Annotated in this window: 18 protein-coding genes; 10 read left to right on the top strand and 8 right to left on the bottom strand. The window is 41.5% G+C overall.

The genetic code is table 11. The features are described from left to right. Positions 1–83: 83 nt before the first annotated feature. Together IYN84_RS09870 and IYN84_RS09865 are read left to right on the top strand one after the other, a co-directional pair. Complete coding sequence (locus IYN84_RS09870) at positions 84–1,352, top strand: hypothetical protein (protein WP_196139032.1); 1,269 nt, start codon at positions 84–86, stop codon at positions 1,350–1,352. 27 nt (positions 1,353–1,379) lie between these two features. Further along, a complete protein-coding gene (locus tag IYN84_RS09865) occupies positions 1,380–1,874 on the top strand; it encodes a hypothetical protein (protein WP_196139031.1) in 495 nt (164 codons plus the stop codon). Between the two features lie 18 nt (positions 1,875–1,892). Here the strand turns inward: IYN84_RS09865 and IYN84_RS09860 are convergent, their stop codons facing one another. Then, a complete protein-coding gene (locus IYN84_RS09860) occupies positions 1,893–3,260 on the bottom strand; it encodes an NTP/NDP exchange transporter (RefSeq protein WP_196139030.1) in 1,368 nt (455 codons plus the stop codon). 162 nt (positions 3,261–3,422) lie between these two features. Beyond that, positions 3,423–4,748 carry a fumarylacetoacetase gene (gene fahA, locus IYN84_RS09855; RefSeq protein ID WP_196139029.1) on the bottom strand — a complete coding sequence of 442 codons (1,326 nt, stop codon included), beginning with the start codon at positions 4,746–4,748 and terminating at the stop codon, positions 3,423–3,425. Positions 4,749–5,053: 305 nt separating this feature from the next. Between fahA and IYN84_RS09850 the strand changes: the two genes are divergently transcribed. The 6 genes from IYN84_RS09850 (at position 5,054) to IYN84_RS09825 (ending at position 8,615) form a co-directional block, all read left to right on the top strand. Then, entirely contained in the window at positions 5,054–5,602 is a 549-nt protein-coding gene (locus tag IYN84_RS09850) for a hypothetical protein (RefSeq protein ID WP_210330369.1), read from the top strand. An 80-nt stretch (positions 5,603–5,682) separates the two neighbouring features. Beyond that, on the top strand, positions 5,683–6,024 hold the full coding sequence (locus IYN84_RS09845; protein ID WP_196139027.1) for an antibiotic biosynthesis monooxygenase: 342 nt from the start codon (positions 5,683–5,685) through the stop codon (positions 6,022–6,024). 63 nt (positions 6,025–6,087) lie between these two features. Continuing rightward, a complete protein-coding gene (locus tag IYN84_RS09840; RefSeq protein ID WP_196139026.1) occupies positions 6,088–6,267 on the top strand; it encodes a hypothetical protein in 180 nt (59 codons plus the stop codon). 95 nt (positions 6,268–6,362) lie between these two features. Then, complete coding sequence (locus tag IYN84_RS09835) at positions 6,363–7,484, top strand: serine hydrolase (RefSeq protein WP_196139025.1); 1,122 nt, start codon at positions 6,363–6,365, stop codon at positions 7,482–7,484. 1 nt (position 7,485) lies between these two features. Continuing rightward, entirely contained in the window at positions 7,486–7,983 is a 498-nt protein-coding gene (locus IYN84_RS09830) for a hypothetical protein (protein ID WP_196139024.1), read from the top strand. A gap of 101 nt (positions 7,984–8,084) precedes the next feature. After that, on the top strand, positions 8,085–8,615 hold the full coding sequence (locus IYN84_RS09825) for a hypothetical protein (protein WP_196139023.1): 531 nt from the start codon (positions 8,085–8,087) through the stop codon (positions 8,613–8,615). A gap of 115 nt (positions 8,616–8,730) precedes the next feature. On the opposite strand, the gene IYN84_RS09820 is transcribed toward IYN84_RS09825, so the two are convergent. Then, positions 8,731–9,951 carry a serine hydrolase gene (locus IYN84_RS09820; RefSeq protein WP_196139022.1) on the bottom strand — a complete coding sequence of 407 codons (1,221 nt, stop codon included), beginning with the start codon at positions 9,949–9,951 and terminating at the stop codon, positions 8,731–8,733. Positions 9,952–10,210: 259 nt separating this feature from the next. Between IYN84_RS09820 and IYN84_RS09815 the strand changes: the two genes are divergently transcribed. Both IYN84_RS09815 and IYN84_RS09810 read left to right on the top strand, forming a co-directional pair. After that, entirely contained in the window at positions 10,211–12,373 is a 2,163-nt protein-coding gene (locus IYN84_RS09815; protein ID WP_196139021.1) for a winged helix-turn-helix domain-containing protein, read from the top strand. Between the two features lie 238 nt (positions 12,374–12,611). After that, positions 12,612–13,592 (top strand): helix-turn-helix domain-containing protein, encoded by a 981-nt coding sequence (locus IYN84_RS09810; RefSeq protein ID WP_196139020.1) that lies wholly within the window; start codon positions 12,612–12,614, stop codon positions 13,590–13,592. Positions 13,593–13,720: 128 nt separating this feature from the next. On the opposite strand, the gene IYN84_RS09805 is transcribed toward IYN84_RS09810, so the two are convergent. From IYN84_RS09805 to IYN84_RS09785, 5 genes are all read right to left on the bottom strand, one after another. After that, positions 13,721–14,218 (bottom strand): DNA/RNA non-specific endonuclease, encoded by a 498-nt coding sequence (locus IYN84_RS09805; protein ID WP_196139019.1) that lies wholly within the window; start codon positions 14,216–14,218, stop codon positions 13,721–13,723. Between the two features lie 251 nt (positions 14,219–14,469). Next, a complete protein-coding gene (locus IYN84_RS09800) occupies positions 14,470–14,784 on the bottom strand; it encodes a hypothetical protein (protein ID WP_196139018.1) in 315 nt (104 codons plus the stop codon). After that, complete coding sequence (locus tag IYN84_RS09795; protein ID WP_196139017.1) at positions 14,774–15,532, bottom strand: hypothetical protein; 759 nt, start codon at positions 15,530–15,532, stop codon at positions 14,774–14,776. The genes IYN84_RS09800 and IYN84_RS09795 overlap by 11 nt, the downstream gene beginning before the upstream one ends. Before the next feature lie 90 nt (positions 15,533–15,622). Then, on the bottom strand, positions 15,623–16,534 hold the full coding sequence (locus tag IYN84_RS09790; protein ID WP_196139016.1) for a hypothetical protein: 912 nt from the start codon (positions 16,532–16,534) through the stop codon (positions 15,623–15,625). Continuing rightward, entirely contained in the window at positions 16,509–17,159 is a 651-nt protein-coding gene (locus IYN84_RS09785; protein ID WP_196139015.1) for a DUF2959 domain-containing protein, read from the bottom strand. Before IYN84_RS09785 ends, IYN84_RS09790 begins: the two co-directional genes overlap by 26 nt.

Genomic DNA, 17,159 nt, shown 5'->3' with positions numbered 1-17,159 from the left:
ACTGCATATAGCGAAACCGGGAGAAGTTTCTATACTCATTGCCACTGGTTTGTTCGTTGATTAATAGTCAGAGAGAGAAAGGTATGAGTCTAGTTTCATCAAAAGTATATTTAAAAGGATTCGATAGTCGAAGTGAGCAGGCTTTCGAAAAGCTCTTTAAGGAGCATATGGAGAGTGAGTTTGAGCTGACTAAATACGAGCAAGAAGCACAGATTCTTATTGTCGACCTTGATGTATGTATTGGACAGTTCGACATTCAAACACTTCGAGATGAAAACCCTTTAAGAGGTATTGTTGGGTTAAGTCTATTAGAGAATTCCAGTCATGACAGTTTAGTCCAATATCTCGCCAAGCCGGTTGATTTGAAACTAATGGAGCAACAGCTACTAAGGATGAAGAAAATTTTGCTCAGGCTGCAAATTGAACAGGAAAGGAAGAAAATTGTTGCTGAAAGACAAATTGAGAATAGGACTATCAATGAAAACAGTCACTTGAGAGTTGCAGTTAATAATAGTTCCAGGCGGAATACTCGAGACTCCATAAACAAATCTGCACCGGCACGACAGCCATCTCAATCTGTAATTGGTCAGAATGTGGCAAAAGCTCCTGCTATTGATGCTGCAAAATATGTTGGCAAAAATTCTGATGTTAATCTGAGTAATCCGCAAGCTATTATCAGAGTGCTTTACTCCCCTCAAAATCTTTTTCAGGGGGCTGTCGAAAAGGCGATAAAACGCGCTAAGAAGCACCAGAAACCAGTTGAACTAATTTGTCTCAATACCGGAGTAATTATTGATCTGAAAGAGAATGCTGCCTTCACCGCGGTTGGTGATAGTGTACTAAAGCCGCTTTGTTTAATGAAAGTTGAAAAAATTGATTCGCTGCGAAAAATTAAACCTGACTATACTGGTATTCGTTTATTTGAATTGGCACACAAGCCACAAGGAAAGCTCAAACGCTGGGATCTACAGGCTTTTATGTGGAAAATTTCACTTTGGTCATCTCGCGGAAAATTACCAAGAGAAATCGATTTGGAGCGAGCTTTCTATCTTACTGAGTGGCCGAATTTTTCGAAGCTGGTCTGCTTTCCTTACGCAATGAACATTGCATCTTTGATGATGAAAAGACCAATGAAGCTAGCTGAAATATCTCGTACTCTCAATATTCCTCAAAGATTTGTTTTTGGTTTCTTTAGTGCCGCTCAATCGCTGGGGATAATTGAAAGCAGTAGCCAGAAATTGCCCGATATCAATGACTGGACTAAAGCCAAGTCATTGGAAAGAAATTATGCTGAACAGCTTCTATCATACTTGATCTATTCGGAAGACAGTATTCACCAAAAGCTGGCGTAAGCTAGCAACTAATTTGAGGACATTTCAATGAGCCTAAATAGAGTCGTTTTTTTTGGAAAGAGTGGCTGCGGAAAGTCGACCGCTATTAGTACCCTGTGCCACTCGAATATAAATTGTGAAAAAAATTTCGATTATGGTTTGATTGATATCGGTCCTGATGATCAACTTCAGGTAATCGAAGCAAAAACGACCAAAGCTATTGAGCTGATTGAACAAAGAGAGCACGACTCAACCATTGGTTATATTATGTTGATAGATAATCAGGACCCTGATTATTTACAGTCACTCCAGGAACAATTGAAAATACTCTTTCCAATACTGCAAAATACCGCATTAGTTGTTGGCGTGTGCCAAAAGAAAGCTTCAATTTATGGTGAGCTGGAGCGGGTTAATCTCCAGCTAAGAGGTTGTGGGCTCAGAGCGCCTGCATTTGAAATTGATCCGAACAATGAATCTGATATTTCTTTACTATTGCAAGCTCTATTGATATCGCTAGATGAAAAACTAACACAGGTGCACTGAAGACATCAAAAAATATTATTATTTTTCAACTTTATTCTGCTCTGCGCGGGATGCTTCTCTTCCAAGAAAAATTGCCAGAAAAGTCCACAGAGCAGCAATCGGAACTACAAGCAACGCCAAACTGGTAATTCCTAATGCGAGAGAGGTCAGTCCCTTCTGTGATAGAGCCCCGATGGCATCTCCCCCGCGATAGACAAAAGTATCGATAAAGCTCTTCGCTTTATATTTTTGGTCGGTGGGTAATATGGTAAATAGAATTTCTCTTGCCGGTTTAAATAATCCATAATTAAGTGACCGTCTTAACGCTTGAAATATTATCAGTACCGTTAGAGTCGGGGCGAGTGCGAGAGCTGCAAAACCAGATAAGGTGAGCAGAGGAAGACCAATCAGAATCGGACCGATACCAAAATGCATGAGTAGCTTTCTGGACAAAAATAACTGGAATAGGAGTGTCAGTGAATTTGACCAGATATCGATATTGGAAAATATCTGGGTCCGCTCATGGCTATTTCCGGTCTCCATAGCAACAAGTTGACCTTGTTGAAAATACAGAAAAGTCGAAGTAAGACCGTAGCAGAAGATATAGCCTGCAATTGCCATCATATAAGGAGATGAAATGGCAAAACGAATTCCCGAAGTTAGCCTGGCTGCGAGCGAATCGCTTTCTTGCCTTTCCCATTTGTTTGACTTAGAAAATAAAGTTTCTAATGACTTTGTGTCTTTTTGAACTGTCTTTTCTGTTGTTGTGTTTGACTGCAAGGTTTGTTCAGCTATCGAAAAGTCCTGAAAAGCGCTATCTGTTTTTCGCATCAAGATGATAGCAATTTGCAAAATGATTGCCGAAATTAATAACAGGGGAGCCTGTCCGCTTAATTCAACCAGAATCTGGGTAATACTACTGCCGCTAATTGCACCAATAGTTCCGCCGATTGCGATGCTGGGAAACAGTTTTTTGCTTTCACCCAAAGAAATTCCGTCTGACATGAATCCCCAGAAAAGAGAGATCAGCAGCATGTTTACGACACTCAGAAAAATATAGAAAGCGATTCCCACAGCAAATATCATTTTTTGCGGGAGTAGCGTTAATGCAATAAAAAAGCCGAGCAACAGTAAACTGATTGCGTGATAGCAGAACGGAATAAATTGCGCTCTTTGATAACGATTAACCAAGGCTGCAATTACAGGTGCAAGCAACAGTGTTACGGTCATGGTGCCAAGAAAAATCAGAGGTAAATCGTCTGCGCTGCGCGCAATCCCCATGGTTTCTCTAACCGGGCGCAAAATATAGTAAGCACAGAGCAATAGAAAAAAATAGCTGGCAGAAAGTAAAACTATCCGTCGTTCTTGCGGACTAAATTTTAGCAGTTGCTCTATCGGATGATTCATTGAAGCTTAATGTTTTAATGCATTGGGCTTAGAGACTAACAGGCGAGTGTTAAAGCGACAAGTCAAAATCTTTGCCAAATGTTACTTCGGGTTTGTCAGTCAAAGTGAAATAAAAAAGGGTTCAAACGAACCCTTTAATAAGCATAGATGAAAAATCCTATTCTATTGATCAGCCGGCAATACGGTTGATGTAACTTCACCGAAGCCTATGCGTTTGAAGCCCTCTTTAGCACACCAGCCACGCATGATAACGGTATCTCCATCTTCAAGGAATTTTCTAACTTCTCCATTATCCAGCTTGATTTCTTCCTTACCGCCACGTGATAACTCTAATAATGAGCCTGCTTCTTCGTGTTCTGGACCTGATTGTGTTCCGCTACCGAACATATCTCCCGGTCTGAGATTGCAGCCGTTCACGGTATGATGAGCAACCATTTGAGCTACAGTCCAATAAGAGTGGCGGAAGTTGGAAAGTGACAGGTGAGAGGCAGGTTCGCCAGCTTCGCGCATTTTTTCTGTTTCCAGTTGAACTTCCAGGCTGACATCAAAGCCACCTTTAGTGCGATTCGCTTCTGACTCCAGATAGTCCAATGGCTGTGGATCGGCTTCATCTCTGGTCCACTCAGTTCTAAAAGGAGCAAGGGCTTCGTTGGTTACAATCCATGGTGAAACGGTCGAAGCGAAGTTCTTAGCGAGGAATGGACCCAGAGGTTGATATTCCCAGCCTTGGATATCGCGTGCAGACCAGTCATTGAATAAGCAAAGCCCAAACACATGTTCATCGGCATTGTCCAGCTTGATTGATTCGCCGAGCTCATTGCCCTTTCCAATATAGATACCAATTTCCAGCTCATAATCCAGCCGCTTACAGGCCCCAAATGTTGGTGCCGCAGCATCAGGTGCTTTAAGCTGACCTTTAGGGCGCCTAAAAGTCTGACCTGAAACATCGATAGAGGAAGAACGACCATGGTAGCCGATTGGTACCCATTTGTAGTTAGGTAGCAATGGGTTGTCTGGACGGAAAAGGCGGCCGACTGCTGTTGCATGATAGATAGAGGTGTAGAAGTCGGTATAGTCGCCTATCTGACAAGGAAGTGAGTACTCAACGTCATCTTGTGAGACCAGGCAGGCTTCAAGTTTTGATTGTGCATCTGAACCATTTCGCAGTGCACGTGACAGGGCTAGTCGCAATGCACTCCAGGCTTCGCTACCCATTGCCATTAATCCGTTGAGTTGTGGAGCGTCACAGGCTGAAGCTGCAGCCTGGGCTACACCCTCAAATATACCGCAACCTTTGGCGGCAGCCATGTCAACAATCATATCGCCAATAGCGACACCACCACGAAAAGCTTCACTGGTACCTGCGCGGCGAAAGATTGCAAATGGTAGATTCTGAATAGGAAAGTCACAGTTTTCCTGATTTGCCGATTCAACCCAGCTGGTTAACTCCGGATCATGAGTTTCATTAATTGTAGTTGCGTAGGACATTAGTTGGCCGACTCCTGATAGTTCGTCGATTCATTTGGTGAGACTCAGTCTTTTTCAGCCTGAGCTGATAAAGGTTATCACCATTCCATCGAATTATTTGAATGTTTGTGTTGTCGCCTATTATAACAGCGGCGTCAAGAAAGGCTATTTAAGCCAATGATAAGTTGATAGAGGATTTGAATCAGGTTATTTCAAAATTCTGGGTGATCTTTAATCGTAACAGTTGGTTAACCTGACCACTCATGGTTTGACAAAGCGGCAAAATATCGCGAGAGTATCGTCCTCAACTTAATCTAGTTCTGAATATGGTTAGAATATTAGTAATGAAGCAGTCGCTGGTTAGTCAAATAGTCAAAACTATTAGTGTGGTCGTATTAGTTGCTTTGAGCAGTCTTTCATTTGCTGGAGCCATAGCAGCAGATGGAGAGGCAGGCAAGTCGGATGGTGTCAATGCGCATCCGGCTTTCGAACCGGTTAAAGGGCTTTTCCTTGCTATCTCGAACTTTGATGAAAAGGCCATGAAAGCTGTGGCAACCCAGGATTTTCAATTACTGGAGCATGGCGAAGTCTGGACTATGGATAAGTTATCTGCTGCCATCATGCCCAAGAATGGTCCTTATCAACGTACCAATTACTTTGATTTGATTCGAGTTCAGGAATTGGCTGATGCTGTCTGGATCAGTTATTGGAATAAGGCTCATTTTGAGTCCGAGCGGGGGGCTGGAGATGTTGTCTGGCTGGAAAGTGCGATAATGGTGAAATCCGAAGGTGTCTGGAAAATTCAAATGCTCCATTCTACTCGACTGCGCCATGAGCACGTCCCGGATGATATTAACTGGATTGAAGTTAAATAGTCGACAAGTACCTTATTGGGCCTTGCCAAAAAATGATATCTTCTTTTCTATCGTTCACGTCTACATATAAGAGCTAAACAATGTCGATTGCCAAAACACCCAGGCCACCATACTACGCTGTCATTTTTTCCAATTATCTGTCCTCTGATGTCGATGGCTATACCGAAACGGCTGAACGCATGCTTGAGCTTGCTGCCGAGCAACCGGGTTTTTTAGGTTTTGAGTCGGTGCGTGACGGAATGGGCATTACGGTTTCCTATTGGCGTGATCTGGAAGCGATCAAGCTCTGGAAAGCTAATAGTGAGCATCAGGTTGCACAAAAGACGGGAAAGGAAAAGTGGTATTCCCAATTTGTAACCCGAATAGCGAAAGTTGAACGTGATTACTCTTTAGGGCTAGACGAGCAAGCTGATTTTAAATAAGTTTGTGAATAATTAGTTTAGTGAATCGTTAACTCCTTGATATTAATAATCAGGAGAATGCTAATGATTCAGGTAATAGAAGACTCCAGCGAACAACCGATTTGTCCATACTGCGAAAAAGATATTAACCGAGTAAATGCTTCAAAAGTAAAGAGCCTGTTTGGTGTCCGCTATCTATACAGTTGCGGACATTGCCGCAAGGTACTGGGGGTTTCCCATCGCAAAGGTTTCTGGATGGGATAGCTATCGAAGTTTTATTATTTAAACCATTCTAGAGGTGCCTGCGTCCAATAAAGCTTTCGACTAGATTGTTATAACAGGAAGTAAAGGAATTAAGGGTGAAAACAGCAATAATCGGAATGATCGGACTTGGCTTCTGGATAGCCGGCGTAACTAGTGAAGCAATTGCTTCAGCTAAAGAAGTTGAGGTAGGAATTGATCAGTTTGAACGAATTACGCCGGAAGAAGCCGGTTATTCGTCAGAAAAGCTGGGAGAGCTTGCTGCTTATCTGAAAAATAAAAACTCCAGCTCAATGATGTTGCTGTATGACGGTAAGGTCTTTTTTGAGTGGGGTGATATCTATAAAAAACACACCATTCATTCGATGCGTAAACCACTGATGAGTGCTTTGCTTGGACAACTGTATGATCAGGGAAAGCTCGACCTCAGCCTAACTTTAAAAGCACTGGATGCTCAGGATGAACCATCTCCGCTAACAGAAGAAGAGCAAAGCGCTACGTTGGATATGATCTTGAAGTCGCGTTCCGGGATTTATCATGATGCAGTAGCTGAGTCGGAGTGGATGAAAAAGACCAAACCGAAACGGGGAAGTCATAAGCCGGGTGAGGCCTATTATTATAATAACTGGAATTTCAATTATGCCGGGTATCTGTATGAACAGATCAGTGGTAAAAAAATTTATGACGCCTTTTATGAACAAATAGCCAGGCCAATCGGTATGCAGCATTTTAAAGGCTCATTTACTACTGTTGATAGCAACGCAAATGAATCAATTCCGCAAACTGATGGTTTTTACGATTATGACAGAAAGTCTTCTCAATATCCGGCCTATCATTTCAGGCTGTCATCACATGATCTGGCGCTATTTTGCCAGCTTTTTTTGAATCGTGGTAAGTGGAAAGGCAAGCAGCTTATTTCCGAAGAATGGATAGATAAGTCTACCCGACCCTATTCAATCACTAACGAAAAGTATGGATTGGCATATGGAATTTTCTGGGCTGTGCTAACCAAAGATAAAGATGATCCTTACCCTCACTCTTTTTATCATACTGGGACCGGAGTGCATATGATAGGTGTGTATCCTAAACATAAGTTGGTGATGGTGCATCGTGTCGACACTGAAAAGCACGATTATACTTTTAAAAATAATGATCTTTATCCGGTGATCCGGATGATGCATGGCGCTAGAATTAATTACCTGAATATAAAGGCATTATAAATTGGCTCCGCAACTTATTGGGTTGGGCAATTCACACGCGAATATTGTTGTTTGCATCGGTAACCGTCCGCCGCTGGATGAATACCAACAGCTTGACTCTCTTCGTCCTATGCGTAACGGTGAAATAAAATCCATCGCTGATCGCACCGGAAACCATTGGCGAAAAATATTCAACTGTTTCGCCAAGTTCGCGTTTGATCTGGAGCCTGAAAACTTTGCCTGTTGGCAGGACTTAAGAGATGAATCTCTACTTCAGAAGGACTCAAATTATGCTCTGCTTTTTAGTCAGCCTGACTGGAACACGGATTCTCAAATCAGAGTAATTTGCGGCAAGCAGTATTTCTTTGATTCTATTGGTGGCAATATCGAGTGGGTTGATGAGTTTTTTGCTGTTGATAAAAAACGCAAATTAATCGTTTCGCCGTATTTTGATTATCGGCAGCTATCGAATGTTAAGATAGAAGCTTTGAAGCGCTTGATCACTGGGGTAAATTGCTAGTTGCTGTTATTTGAAATGGAGTCCAGCACGTTGATTAAGTCATATTAGCGAGTTGGTATCGATAAAGTATTGGAAATGAAAGCTAGTCATTTTGGAGTAATATGTTTAGGAAAATAATAATTACCACACTGAGCCTTTGTTCTTTTCAGATTAGTGCAAAGGATTCCTCAACAAACTTTTTTCAATCGATGTTGAAACACTGCGGAAATACCTATGTTGGTAAAACCATTTACCCTGATGACCCAAATCATGACTTTGCCGGTAAAAGGCTGACTATGACAGTTGCACACTGTAGTGATTCTGAAATCAGAATTCCTTTTCAAGTGGGCCAAGATAAATCCAGAACCTGGATATTAAAGCAAACGGAAAATGGACTACTGTTCAAACATGATCACCGGCATGAAGATGGTACGCCTGATAGGGTGACTATGTATGGCGGTTATGCCTCAAAACAAAGCTCTGTAACAGCTTCGTTTCCAGCTGATGAATACACGGCCAAATTAATTCCTGCAGCCAAAAGTAATGTGTGGATTTTGAGCTTTGAACCGGAGCAAAAGATTTTTACTTATTACCTGGAAAGAAGTAGCCAAGCTAGATATAAGGCAATATTTGATACTAGGGTATTAAAATAGGATAGACTTAGTTTTCCATCAAGACCAAGACACTCATACTTTAGTTTGTCTGAGTGTCCAGTTAAGTTCTATCCAGTTAATGTCTAGTTCAATGTTTAGTTCCAAGCTTCTCAATCTATTTGGTAAAAGCGGGTATAACGGAATTAGAAATCTGAGTCATAATTTGATCTTCCCTGTCATGGCCAGTGATCACAATACTTAAGTCCAGATCTGCAATCACTATGACTCGCTGCCCACCACCACCCCAGGCGAATGTAGCGTCATAGTTTTTATTACCAACGGCAATCGGCGCGTAATACCAAAAATAGCCATAACGATAGGATGCGGGCATCCAGTCTTGAGTCGGTTTAACCAGTCCACTGGTGGCCTTTGTCAGATACTCAGTTGAAATAAGTTGTTCGCCGTTCCATTTGCCTTTATTGAGGACCAGACTCCCCAATTTGAGCATGTCCCGCGATGTCATTTTTACCCGCCAGCCGGCTTCAGGTAGCCCGCTAACGTGTGATTGCCAGCTGTAATTGGTGATGCCTAATTTATCGAGAAGTTCGTTTTTGATGAAGTCTTCGGCGGTGCCTGGCACGATGGCATCTATGACCGCCATCACTAGCATGGGGTTATGGTTACCATATTTGTAAATCTGTGACGCTTCGGTAATTGGTCCGCTATTTTCAAGAAGTGCCTGAACAAATTTTTGTCCTTTTAAAACCGCAGGATTTTTCTGGAGATTTTCCCATTTTTCATCGCTGACGCTGAGGCCCCCGTGCATTGTCAGGGCTTTATGGAGGGTGATTTTTTCTGCACCTGTTACCAGATTTTTTCGGTCCAGTTCTTTTAGAAAATTAATCAGTGGTTTATCCAGATCACTCATGCTCAGATAGCCGAGCTGGATTGCGCGGCCTAGCGCCAGACTGGTATAGGCTTTTACCGCCGACGCCTGACCGTGGGCCAGATTAATGCGCCCCCTGAGGAAGTAAGATTCAAATACAAGTTTGTCTTTGTGGGTAATTAGCAGGCTATCGTATTCTCCATATTTTTTGTCGGCGATCTCTTGTACCAGCTGAACAATTCTGGCTCTATCATTTTTATCGATGTTCAACTTCGCAACGGCGATTCCATCTTTTCTTTTGGCTGGTGCCGTGTCGATAAATGCTTTTTCAAGGTAGGGAAGATCCCAGAATGATATTTTGGCTTCATCCAAAGAGGCTTCTGCCGCATGGCGATTGTATTGTTTAGTGTTTTTTGTGACGCTTGCTTTAGTTTTGTCTGCCACAAAGAAGCTTGTACAGATGAGTAGCGCTATAGAAAGCAGGCTTGTGATTTTGAAGTTGTAAGTCATTGGTATCCTCTCGGTTTTGATCAACACGACATGTTTTAACAAGGGAAACTTTGATACTGAAACTTACGGCAACTGAAATTGAAATACCTGAAGTTCCAATGACTTTTCGCTGATTTCTCTCTGATTCTATAAAAATTCATAACTATCAATTGGTTACGAATTTAGACGCCGCCAGAGTTTGTGTTAAGATAAATGCTTCGTCAGGGCGCAATAACGGACGCAACTTTCGTTTAATTGAAGGGAAAGGGATAGAGGCTAGATGTCAGTACAGTATTGGTTAGATAGTTTTTTTATCGATTTATCCAGAAACCAGATAACTCTAAATGAACAGTCGCAAACTCTTGCCCCTAAAGCTTTAGCAGTTCTTACCTGTTTGGCAGAAAATCAGCGGAACGTTGTAAGTCAGGATGAGTTGCTTGCGAAAGTCTGGCAGGACACTACAGTCTCACCAAATACCCTGCAGAAAAGTATCGCTCAATTACGGAAAGCTCTGGGAGATGATGGCAGCACCTATATTAAGACCCATGCCAAGAAAGGTTACAGTCTGGAGTGTGACGTTCGATGGCATGATGTTGATTCTGAGGCCAAAACAGAAATTGGAGCAACGACAAACCTTGGCTCACTTAATAATTCGGATATCACGTCAAACCAAACTGTTACTGATAAAAGGAGAGCGTCTGCGCGATTGATAGGGCTGTTCTCTATTTTCTCTGTGCTCATTGTCTTTGGCATTTTCGGTTTTACTACCTTCTCCCACCAACAAACACCAACGCTATCTTTTAGCAAATTTCGCGCGCTCACCTCTACTGACAATGGAGAATACGCGAGTATCTATTCACCTGATGGTGAATACATGGTTTTCCATCGTTACTCAGCGGAAGATTGTATCAATAACATCTGGGCGAAAAATACGCGGACTCAAAAAGAAACTCAGCTAACAAAAAATTTCGACGCCTATGGCAGGCATAGCTTTTCTAAAGATGGTAAACAGTTGGTGTTCATCAAAACGGTCAACTGCGATGAGCCCGTGAATCAGAAAAAATGTTACCAGCTGGTGAGTCTCGATTTCCAAAAGGCACTCAAAGAACCTCAGCCCATGAAAGTGCTGCTGGAATGTAAGAATTCAGAGATAAAAGCTCCACATTGGTTAAACAATAACAATATTGCTCTGTTGCAGAAACAGAGTGATCGCTGGCGGTTAATCAGTTATTCAATCAGCGAAAATAAAAGTGAAATAATTCATTCTCTTAATGACGGTAATGTCATCGATTACGACTATTCAGTGGAAAAGGATGAGATTGCACTGACCAGTGTTCATAGCGATGGCAATTACTATATTGAAATGCTCAAGCCAGATGGGACGCTCATATCGAGTCATCCAATAAAATACCCACCAGAAATTGCAAGTTATCGATTTATTTATCCCAATTTCTCATCAATCGACAATCAACTGATTTTTAGTACCGGTAGACAACTCTTTACTTTGTCGACAGAAGGCGAGATCAGTGATATTAGCTTGCCTGTTGATCAGCCCATGGGGACTCCGGTATTTCATCCCAACGGCCAGCAGATGCTTGTTATCAAGGGGTATTTCGATAGTGATATTGCGTCGTTCCGCTTACCGCTGAGCCCGCAAAGCCAGAGCACACAAAGTCAAAACAGGAAAAATGAACTCAATAAAGGGCACACAATATTAGAGCGATCAATACTCGCCGAAGATGACGCCATGTTCCAGCCTCAGGGCGAGTTGCTCGCCTTTAAGTCAGAACGATCAGGTGATGAGCAAGTCTGGATTGCGGATGAGCAGGGAGCGCGACAACTTACTCACTTTCCTATGGATACTAATTTATACGGAATGGATTGGGCCGGTGACGGCAAAAGCCTTTTAGTTAATGTTTATCACGAGTTAAAACAGGTCTTTCTCGATGGCAGAGTCGTCAATATAGATTTGGGATACCCGGTTGATACCTTGTTTCAATGGGATAGCAGCAATCATACCACCCTGGCGAATATACGAATAAAAGGCGTATTAAGGTTCGCAGAGATTGATTTAATCAATTCCAAAGCTCGCATTATCAGTGACAGGCCGGCTAAATGGGCGCTAAAAAGTAAAAATGGCCGGCTCGTTTATACCGATAAAATGGACCGTTTTTGGCTGTCAGGTGGTATTGAAGATCAGTTAATTGAAGTCCTCAAAGATCAAGGAAGCGATTTGAGGTTCATTACCAAAGACGATGTTATTTACGGTGTTAATGAGAATTTTCAATTGTGGTCATACCAACTTGACCCGGGGCGGTTTACTATTCTCGGTAGTTTGCCTCGCAATATTGATTATATAGCAGATATCAGCGATAAGCAGTTGCTGGCTTCGCTACGAGTATCCTCAAGAAAGGAAGTCGCAGAGCTCTATTTAAGCGAATAATCTTTTCCTGTATCGATAATTGGACGCCATGGATAGCCAAGATCGACGCCTGATGGAGGTATTGAGCAATAAATATCAATCGAGCTTTAGAGCAGGCTAAACAGGCATTTTTATTGTGTATTTCAAGCATTTACTCTAAATTGCAACCGCTGGTTGACAAAATATAAAGCCCGATTGGTAGTTTGCAACCGACCAATTTCCTATTCTGCCTGAAAACACAGACAAAGGAATCTATCGAATGATACTCGCAGATAAAATAATCAAACTTAGAAAGCAGTTTGGATGGTCTCAGGAAGAACTTGCTGAGAAGATGGGCGTTTCAAGGCAGTCCGTTTCTAAATGGGAAAGTACCAACAGCATCCCTGACTTGAATAAAATCATTATGATGGCAGAGATTTTCGGGGTCACTACCGATTATCTGTTAAAAGACAGCATTGAAAGCATCGAGTCGATTGACGGCGATATCGAGCAAGATGTCACCAAAGTTACTCTGGAACAAGCCAACCGCTATGTGGAATGCAAGGACATTATCACGCAGATAACCGTTAAAGGGGTATTGTTCTGTGTGTGCTCGGTCATCCCGTTTTTCTTATTGATGGCCATGGCTCAATCCAGTCAAATGAATCTGAATACAAATACAGCGACCGTTTCCGGGATTGTGATTATGTTGGTCATGATTTCATTTGGTGTCAGCTTTTTTGTCAGAACCAGCCAGTTTACCAGCGAGATGGCGAAAATCGATGATGAGGAGTTTGAGCTTGAATATGGCGTTAAAAGTATTTTTCAGGAGAAGCTACAGCAATTTACTGCGATCTATCATCAGAAGCTTTCGATCGGAATTGCCTGTTTTATCTTGAGTGTCGTACCATTTCTACTAGTGGTTTTCACTTCAGGAGAAAGTGGCCTTATTTTTATGATGCTATGTGTCATGTTTCTGATGGTGTCAGCGGGACTTTATGTTGTTATTCCGGTCACTTCGACGCACAGTGCCTATAGCAGCCTGTTAAAAGAAGGTGATTTTCATCCCAGAGAAAGAGAAAAATATAAACAGGTCGAAGCCCTGGCTACATTTTATTGGCCCCTTTTAGTTGCAATTTATTTAGGGTGGAGTTTGTGGACCATGGATTGGGGAGTAACCTGGATTGTATGGCCTGTGGGTGCGGTCCTTTTTGGGGCGCTTGCCGGACTTATGGGGATGTTGTCGAAGAGTAAGGGCTGATTGGATTAGACCAAGACTTCTGTGAAGGGGGAATGTTATTTCCCCCCTTCTTTCTGATTCTGATTAGGCGACTTCCTCGTGTGAACTGGGTAAGACGCTTAAAATAACTTCTATTGATTTTTCATCTGTTAACAGCACACAGCATTATGATTAGCTAAGACACCATTTGGAAAGCGGTGCTCATAAAGTATCGCATTATCATGAATATTTCTGATATAGACTTGAAAGCTTGATGGCATTGGAAAGTTTAAATAGGCATAACCTGCTCCGTTGGCATATTCATCGGCATCATAATATGCAATAACTTCATACAAAACTTCATTACCCGCATTTGCTTCGACAATATCTCTCATTACACCTTCAATATCTGCATGTAATGACAAATTTGTGCCGTCAGTTAAGGTCACCAGGTTTCTCTGATCATTTCCATCACCACCAAATTGTCGTGCAATTAAATGCCCTCGATGGTGATGATGGGGATGCGCGCCTCCACCCCAGCCGGGAGGATGAATTGCCGGGTTTGCAGGAGTGCCGGTGCCAATGTCTGCACTAGAAATTATGGCTGAAGCCATATGAGGCACGTGAATACCATGCAATGTCGCGTCTACATAATTTAAATTCCGCATTTTAATATATCCCTCTTTTGAATTTCCGTTTTTCGTTACTAGAACTCAAAATAATCTAGACTAAAAAAGAAGACATTGCTGTGAGTTAACAACAATTATCTCTAAATCGGCTAGCTATTGACGTATTTATTTGTCATTGAGATTTGAACATGTGAACTTGAACATGAACAAATGTGGATGTGGATGGAAATTAAAACAGAACTACTAATCTGATATTGTTCAATATGTTTGTTCAGTGAATTTATTTCAGCTTACTCATCAATTCCTCGTATTTCACTATTGCTTTTTTTAGTCGCTTTCTTCCTTGCGGCAAGTTCTCCTTGAATTTTTTTTAGTTTGAGTTCTTGGTCTCGCTTCCTTTGTATTGAGTTGTGCCAAATAAGACCGATTGAAAATCCGAAAACACTGATGGCCATCCAGAAAAGCATGAGTTTGATTCCTTTGATATGATGTTCGTCGCTATTGCTATTTGATGTCTTTAAAGTGGATAGTAAATTGATGGCTAGTAAATAAATTGGGTTATGCGAAGCTTGTCCAACCTTCCATGCTGCAATACTAAATTCCACTTAACATTTTTACTACCCAGTCGCCCCAGACTTGCGATCGAAAAACAGTGTAAATAGAGGTCGCTAAAAGAACAAATAGTCCCAGTGAAAAAAGAGTGCTCCAGTGAAGCCGACGCTCAGTTTTCCAGTCATAGGTAATGATTGATAGATAAATTAAAAATATCATGATTAACATTGCGTATCCGGGCAGTCCCAGAAGATGAATAAAACGATTTAATCCTTCGGGCATCATTTGAATGGCGGCAGCCAGCATAAATCGTTTGTGGTGTGTCGGCGTACGGACATTCAATATCCCCATTACGAAAAGTATTGCAAATATGGCCCACTGAAGAAAAGTACTGCCAATTAATCCACCTGCTCTGGTGCGTGCAATCTCATCGGAAGGATTAAACATGCCGATATCCACCAGACGTTGGTAGAGATCGAGCACCATAATCATACCAGTGACTATTATCGCTATTACCAGCAGCGCACTGAGTTTACCGAGGCGTTTGTGTGTCGCTAAATGACCGGATCTTGATAACCTTAACTGATTAAGGAGTAACAGGTACCAGGCGGCGCTGAATGTTCCGTGTAAACCTATCCATAAAGTAACCCGTCCGAGGTTTTCTGGGTTGACGATCCAGTTAACAATAAACCCGCTAAATACAAAAACTGTGATAAACAAGGCTAGACGCAGGAAAAAGTCTGAATCTTGAGAGGGGGGGCTACTAATGGATAAATCTATTTTATTTATTGTTGTAAGCATAAAAATTGTCTGTTTTTCTTACTTCTACAATGTGAAACGCAGTTGGATATGGATACCATTTCTAGTGTTCTAATTTTCTTGAAATATATGTTAGTTTAATTGTTTTTGCGAATTCTGAAATAATTCAAGTGCTTTAGGATAAGCCTCCAAAAAACTACTTGTCGAGTTGTCTTCCTTTAGTATGGCTTTATATACTTCATTAAATGGATAAAGGTCTTCTAAGTTGCTCCAGCCTTCAAAGTTTACTGAACAATTGTCATCGCCCCCATGAGCTTTCAATATCTTACTTTCTGCTTCGGCTAGCATGTTAGCAAAAGCGTTAAAATACTTAATGGTTTCCGCATCACCTTTTAGATTATACAAGGCTCCAATTCTTGACTTAATTTCTAAGTCTGCAGCGTTCACAATTGAATTATTAGTAGTTAACCATTGAATAAGTTTATCGTTATTTTTCAATTCTGCGCAGGCATCCATTTTATAAAAAATAAAGCTTCGCATGGCTATTGCATGCATTTCAGCTTGGTACTGACTGGTTCGTGAATCCCTTCTATAATCAAAAGGCTTAGGCTTTTCAATATAAGTACAGCCTTCTATAGGAACCTCTCTCTGCTCTAATGTCCAATATTTACCTCGCCTCTCTTTAGAATGTTGCGCCGAGAAGTAATAAGATGTACATGGCTTAATATCAATAGACATGCGCTTTGATGTTATAACATCATATCTGGAAGTTTTAGTTGTTGCTACTTCGAATAAGTGCGGGCCGGGATCAAGCGTGACTCTTTGCTTTTGATGTTGGTTGGTACCGTCAATTGAAATGAATACTACCTCATAGCTTCTTGGATCGGTTTTATCACTTTGATCGCCATAAACTGTTGAATTAGGTTGCTCTTCAGCAAAAATTGCCATTGATACCAATAGCAGTCCAATCATTAAAAATGGTTTCATATGGATTTGTTTTCCTGTATCTAAATTAAATCTATTCCATACTCTTAATAAAATCATTCGCCTCTTTAATCGAATCATTCATCTGCTGGATCAGTCGAGAAACATCCGTCTCAATCCCTTTCAATTCATTCTTGATTGAAGAAACCGCTTTGGCATTCAAGTTATGCTTTAAAAACAACACCTGATCTTTAAATACATTCAACACAGGTTGCATGGATTTCTCAACGCGGCGCATGGTCTTAATCATTCGCGCGTATTGCCTTTTGGTTTCTGTTAAAGATTGCTGGCTTTGTCTTTTTAGTGACGCGCTGGTGTATTCAGAAAGCTCAGCTTCCCACTCATCGAACAACGCATCCGATACGCTTTCAACATTATCAATACGATTGGTCACATCTTCAGCGGCTTCTTTGGCAGCAATGTATTCATCATTTAACTTGTTATAAACAGACTCCAGCTCGCCACCATCAAAATGCACAACGCTTTTAAATTGTTCAAGTGCCGATTGAAACTGTTCTTTGGCTTCTTCCTGACTGTCTCTGGTTTTCTCAACGCGAGAAACCAGAACGTCTCGTTTATGAATGCCTACTTTTTCTAAAGCGCCGTAGTAGGCTGACTGGCAGCCTGATAACAGAGTGGTGAATAGAATGATGCTCAAGAATACTGCTTGATTTCGTTTGTTCAT

Origin of the sequence: Aliikangiella sp. G2MR2-5, assembly GCF_015687155.1 — a bacterium.
Lineage (GTDB): Bacteria > Pseudomonadota > Gammaproteobacteria > Enterobacterales > Kangiellaceae > Aliikangiella.
This window is presented reverse-complemented; position numbering and strand designations above follow the sequence as displayed.

What these genes read in the sequence shown, in the direction of transcription:
- IYN84_RS09795 (WP_196139017.1), bottom strand. Translation starts at nt 15,532, where the DNA reads ATGCTTACAACAATAAATAAAATAGATTTATCCATTAGTAGCCCCCCC.
- IYN84_RS09810 (WP_196139020.1), top strand. Translation starts at nt 12,612, where the DNA reads ATGATACTCGCAGATAAAATAATCAAACTTAGAAAGCAGTTTGGATGG.
- IYN84_RS09820 (WP_196139022.1), bottom strand. Translation starts at nt 9,951, where the DNA reads ATGACTTACAACTTCAAAATCACAAGCCTGCTTTCTATAGCGCTACTC.
- IYN84_RS09815 (WP_196139021.1), top strand. Translation starts at nt 10,211, where the DNA reads ATGTCAGTACAGTATTGGTTAGATAGTTTTTTTATCGATTTATCCAGA.
- IYN84_RS09785 (WP_196139015.1), bottom strand. Translation starts at nt 17,159, where the DNA reads ATGAACAAACGAAATCAAGCAGTATTCTTGAGCATCATTCTATTCACC.
- IYN84_RS09865 (WP_196139031.1), top strand. Translation starts at nt 1,380, where the DNA reads ATGAGCCTAAATAGAGTCGTTTTTTTTGGAAAGAGTGGCTGCGGAAAG.
- IYN84_RS09850 (WP_210330369.1), top strand. Translation starts at nt 5,054, where the DNA reads ATGGTTAGAATATTAGTAATGAAGCAGTCGCTGGTTAGTCAAATAGTC.
- IYN84_RS09845 (WP_196139027.1), top strand. Translation starts at nt 5,683, where the DNA reads ATGTCGATTGCCAAAACACCCAGGCCACCATACTACGCTGTCATTTTT.
- IYN84_RS09790 (WP_196139016.1), bottom strand. Translation starts at nt 16,534, where the DNA reads ATGATTTTATTAAGAGTATGGAATAGATTTAATTTAGATACAGGAAAA.
- fahA (WP_196139029.1), bottom strand. Translation starts at nt 4,748, where the DNA reads ATGTCCTACGCAACTACAATTAATGAAACTCATGATCCGGAGTTAACC.
- IYN84_RS09860 (WP_196139030.1), bottom strand. Translation starts at nt 3,260, where the DNA reads ATGAATCATCCGATAGAGCAACTGCTAAAATTTAGTCCGCAAGAACGA.
- IYN84_RS09825 (WP_196139023.1), top strand. Translation starts at nt 8,085, where the DNA reads ATGTTTAGGAAAATAATAATTACCACACTGAGCCTTTGTTCTTTTCAG.
- IYN84_RS09840 (WP_196139026.1), top strand. Translation starts at nt 6,088, where the DNA reads ATGATTCAGGTAATAGAAGACTCCAGCGAACAACCGATTTGTCCATAC.
- IYN84_RS09870 (WP_196139032.1), top strand. Translation starts at nt 84, where the DNA reads ATGAGTCTAGTTTCATCAAAAGTATATTTAAAAGGATTCGATAGTCGA.
- IYN84_RS09805 (WP_196139019.1), bottom strand. Translation starts at nt 14,218, where the DNA reads ATGCGGAATTTAAATTATGTAGACGCGACATTGCATGGTATTCACGTG.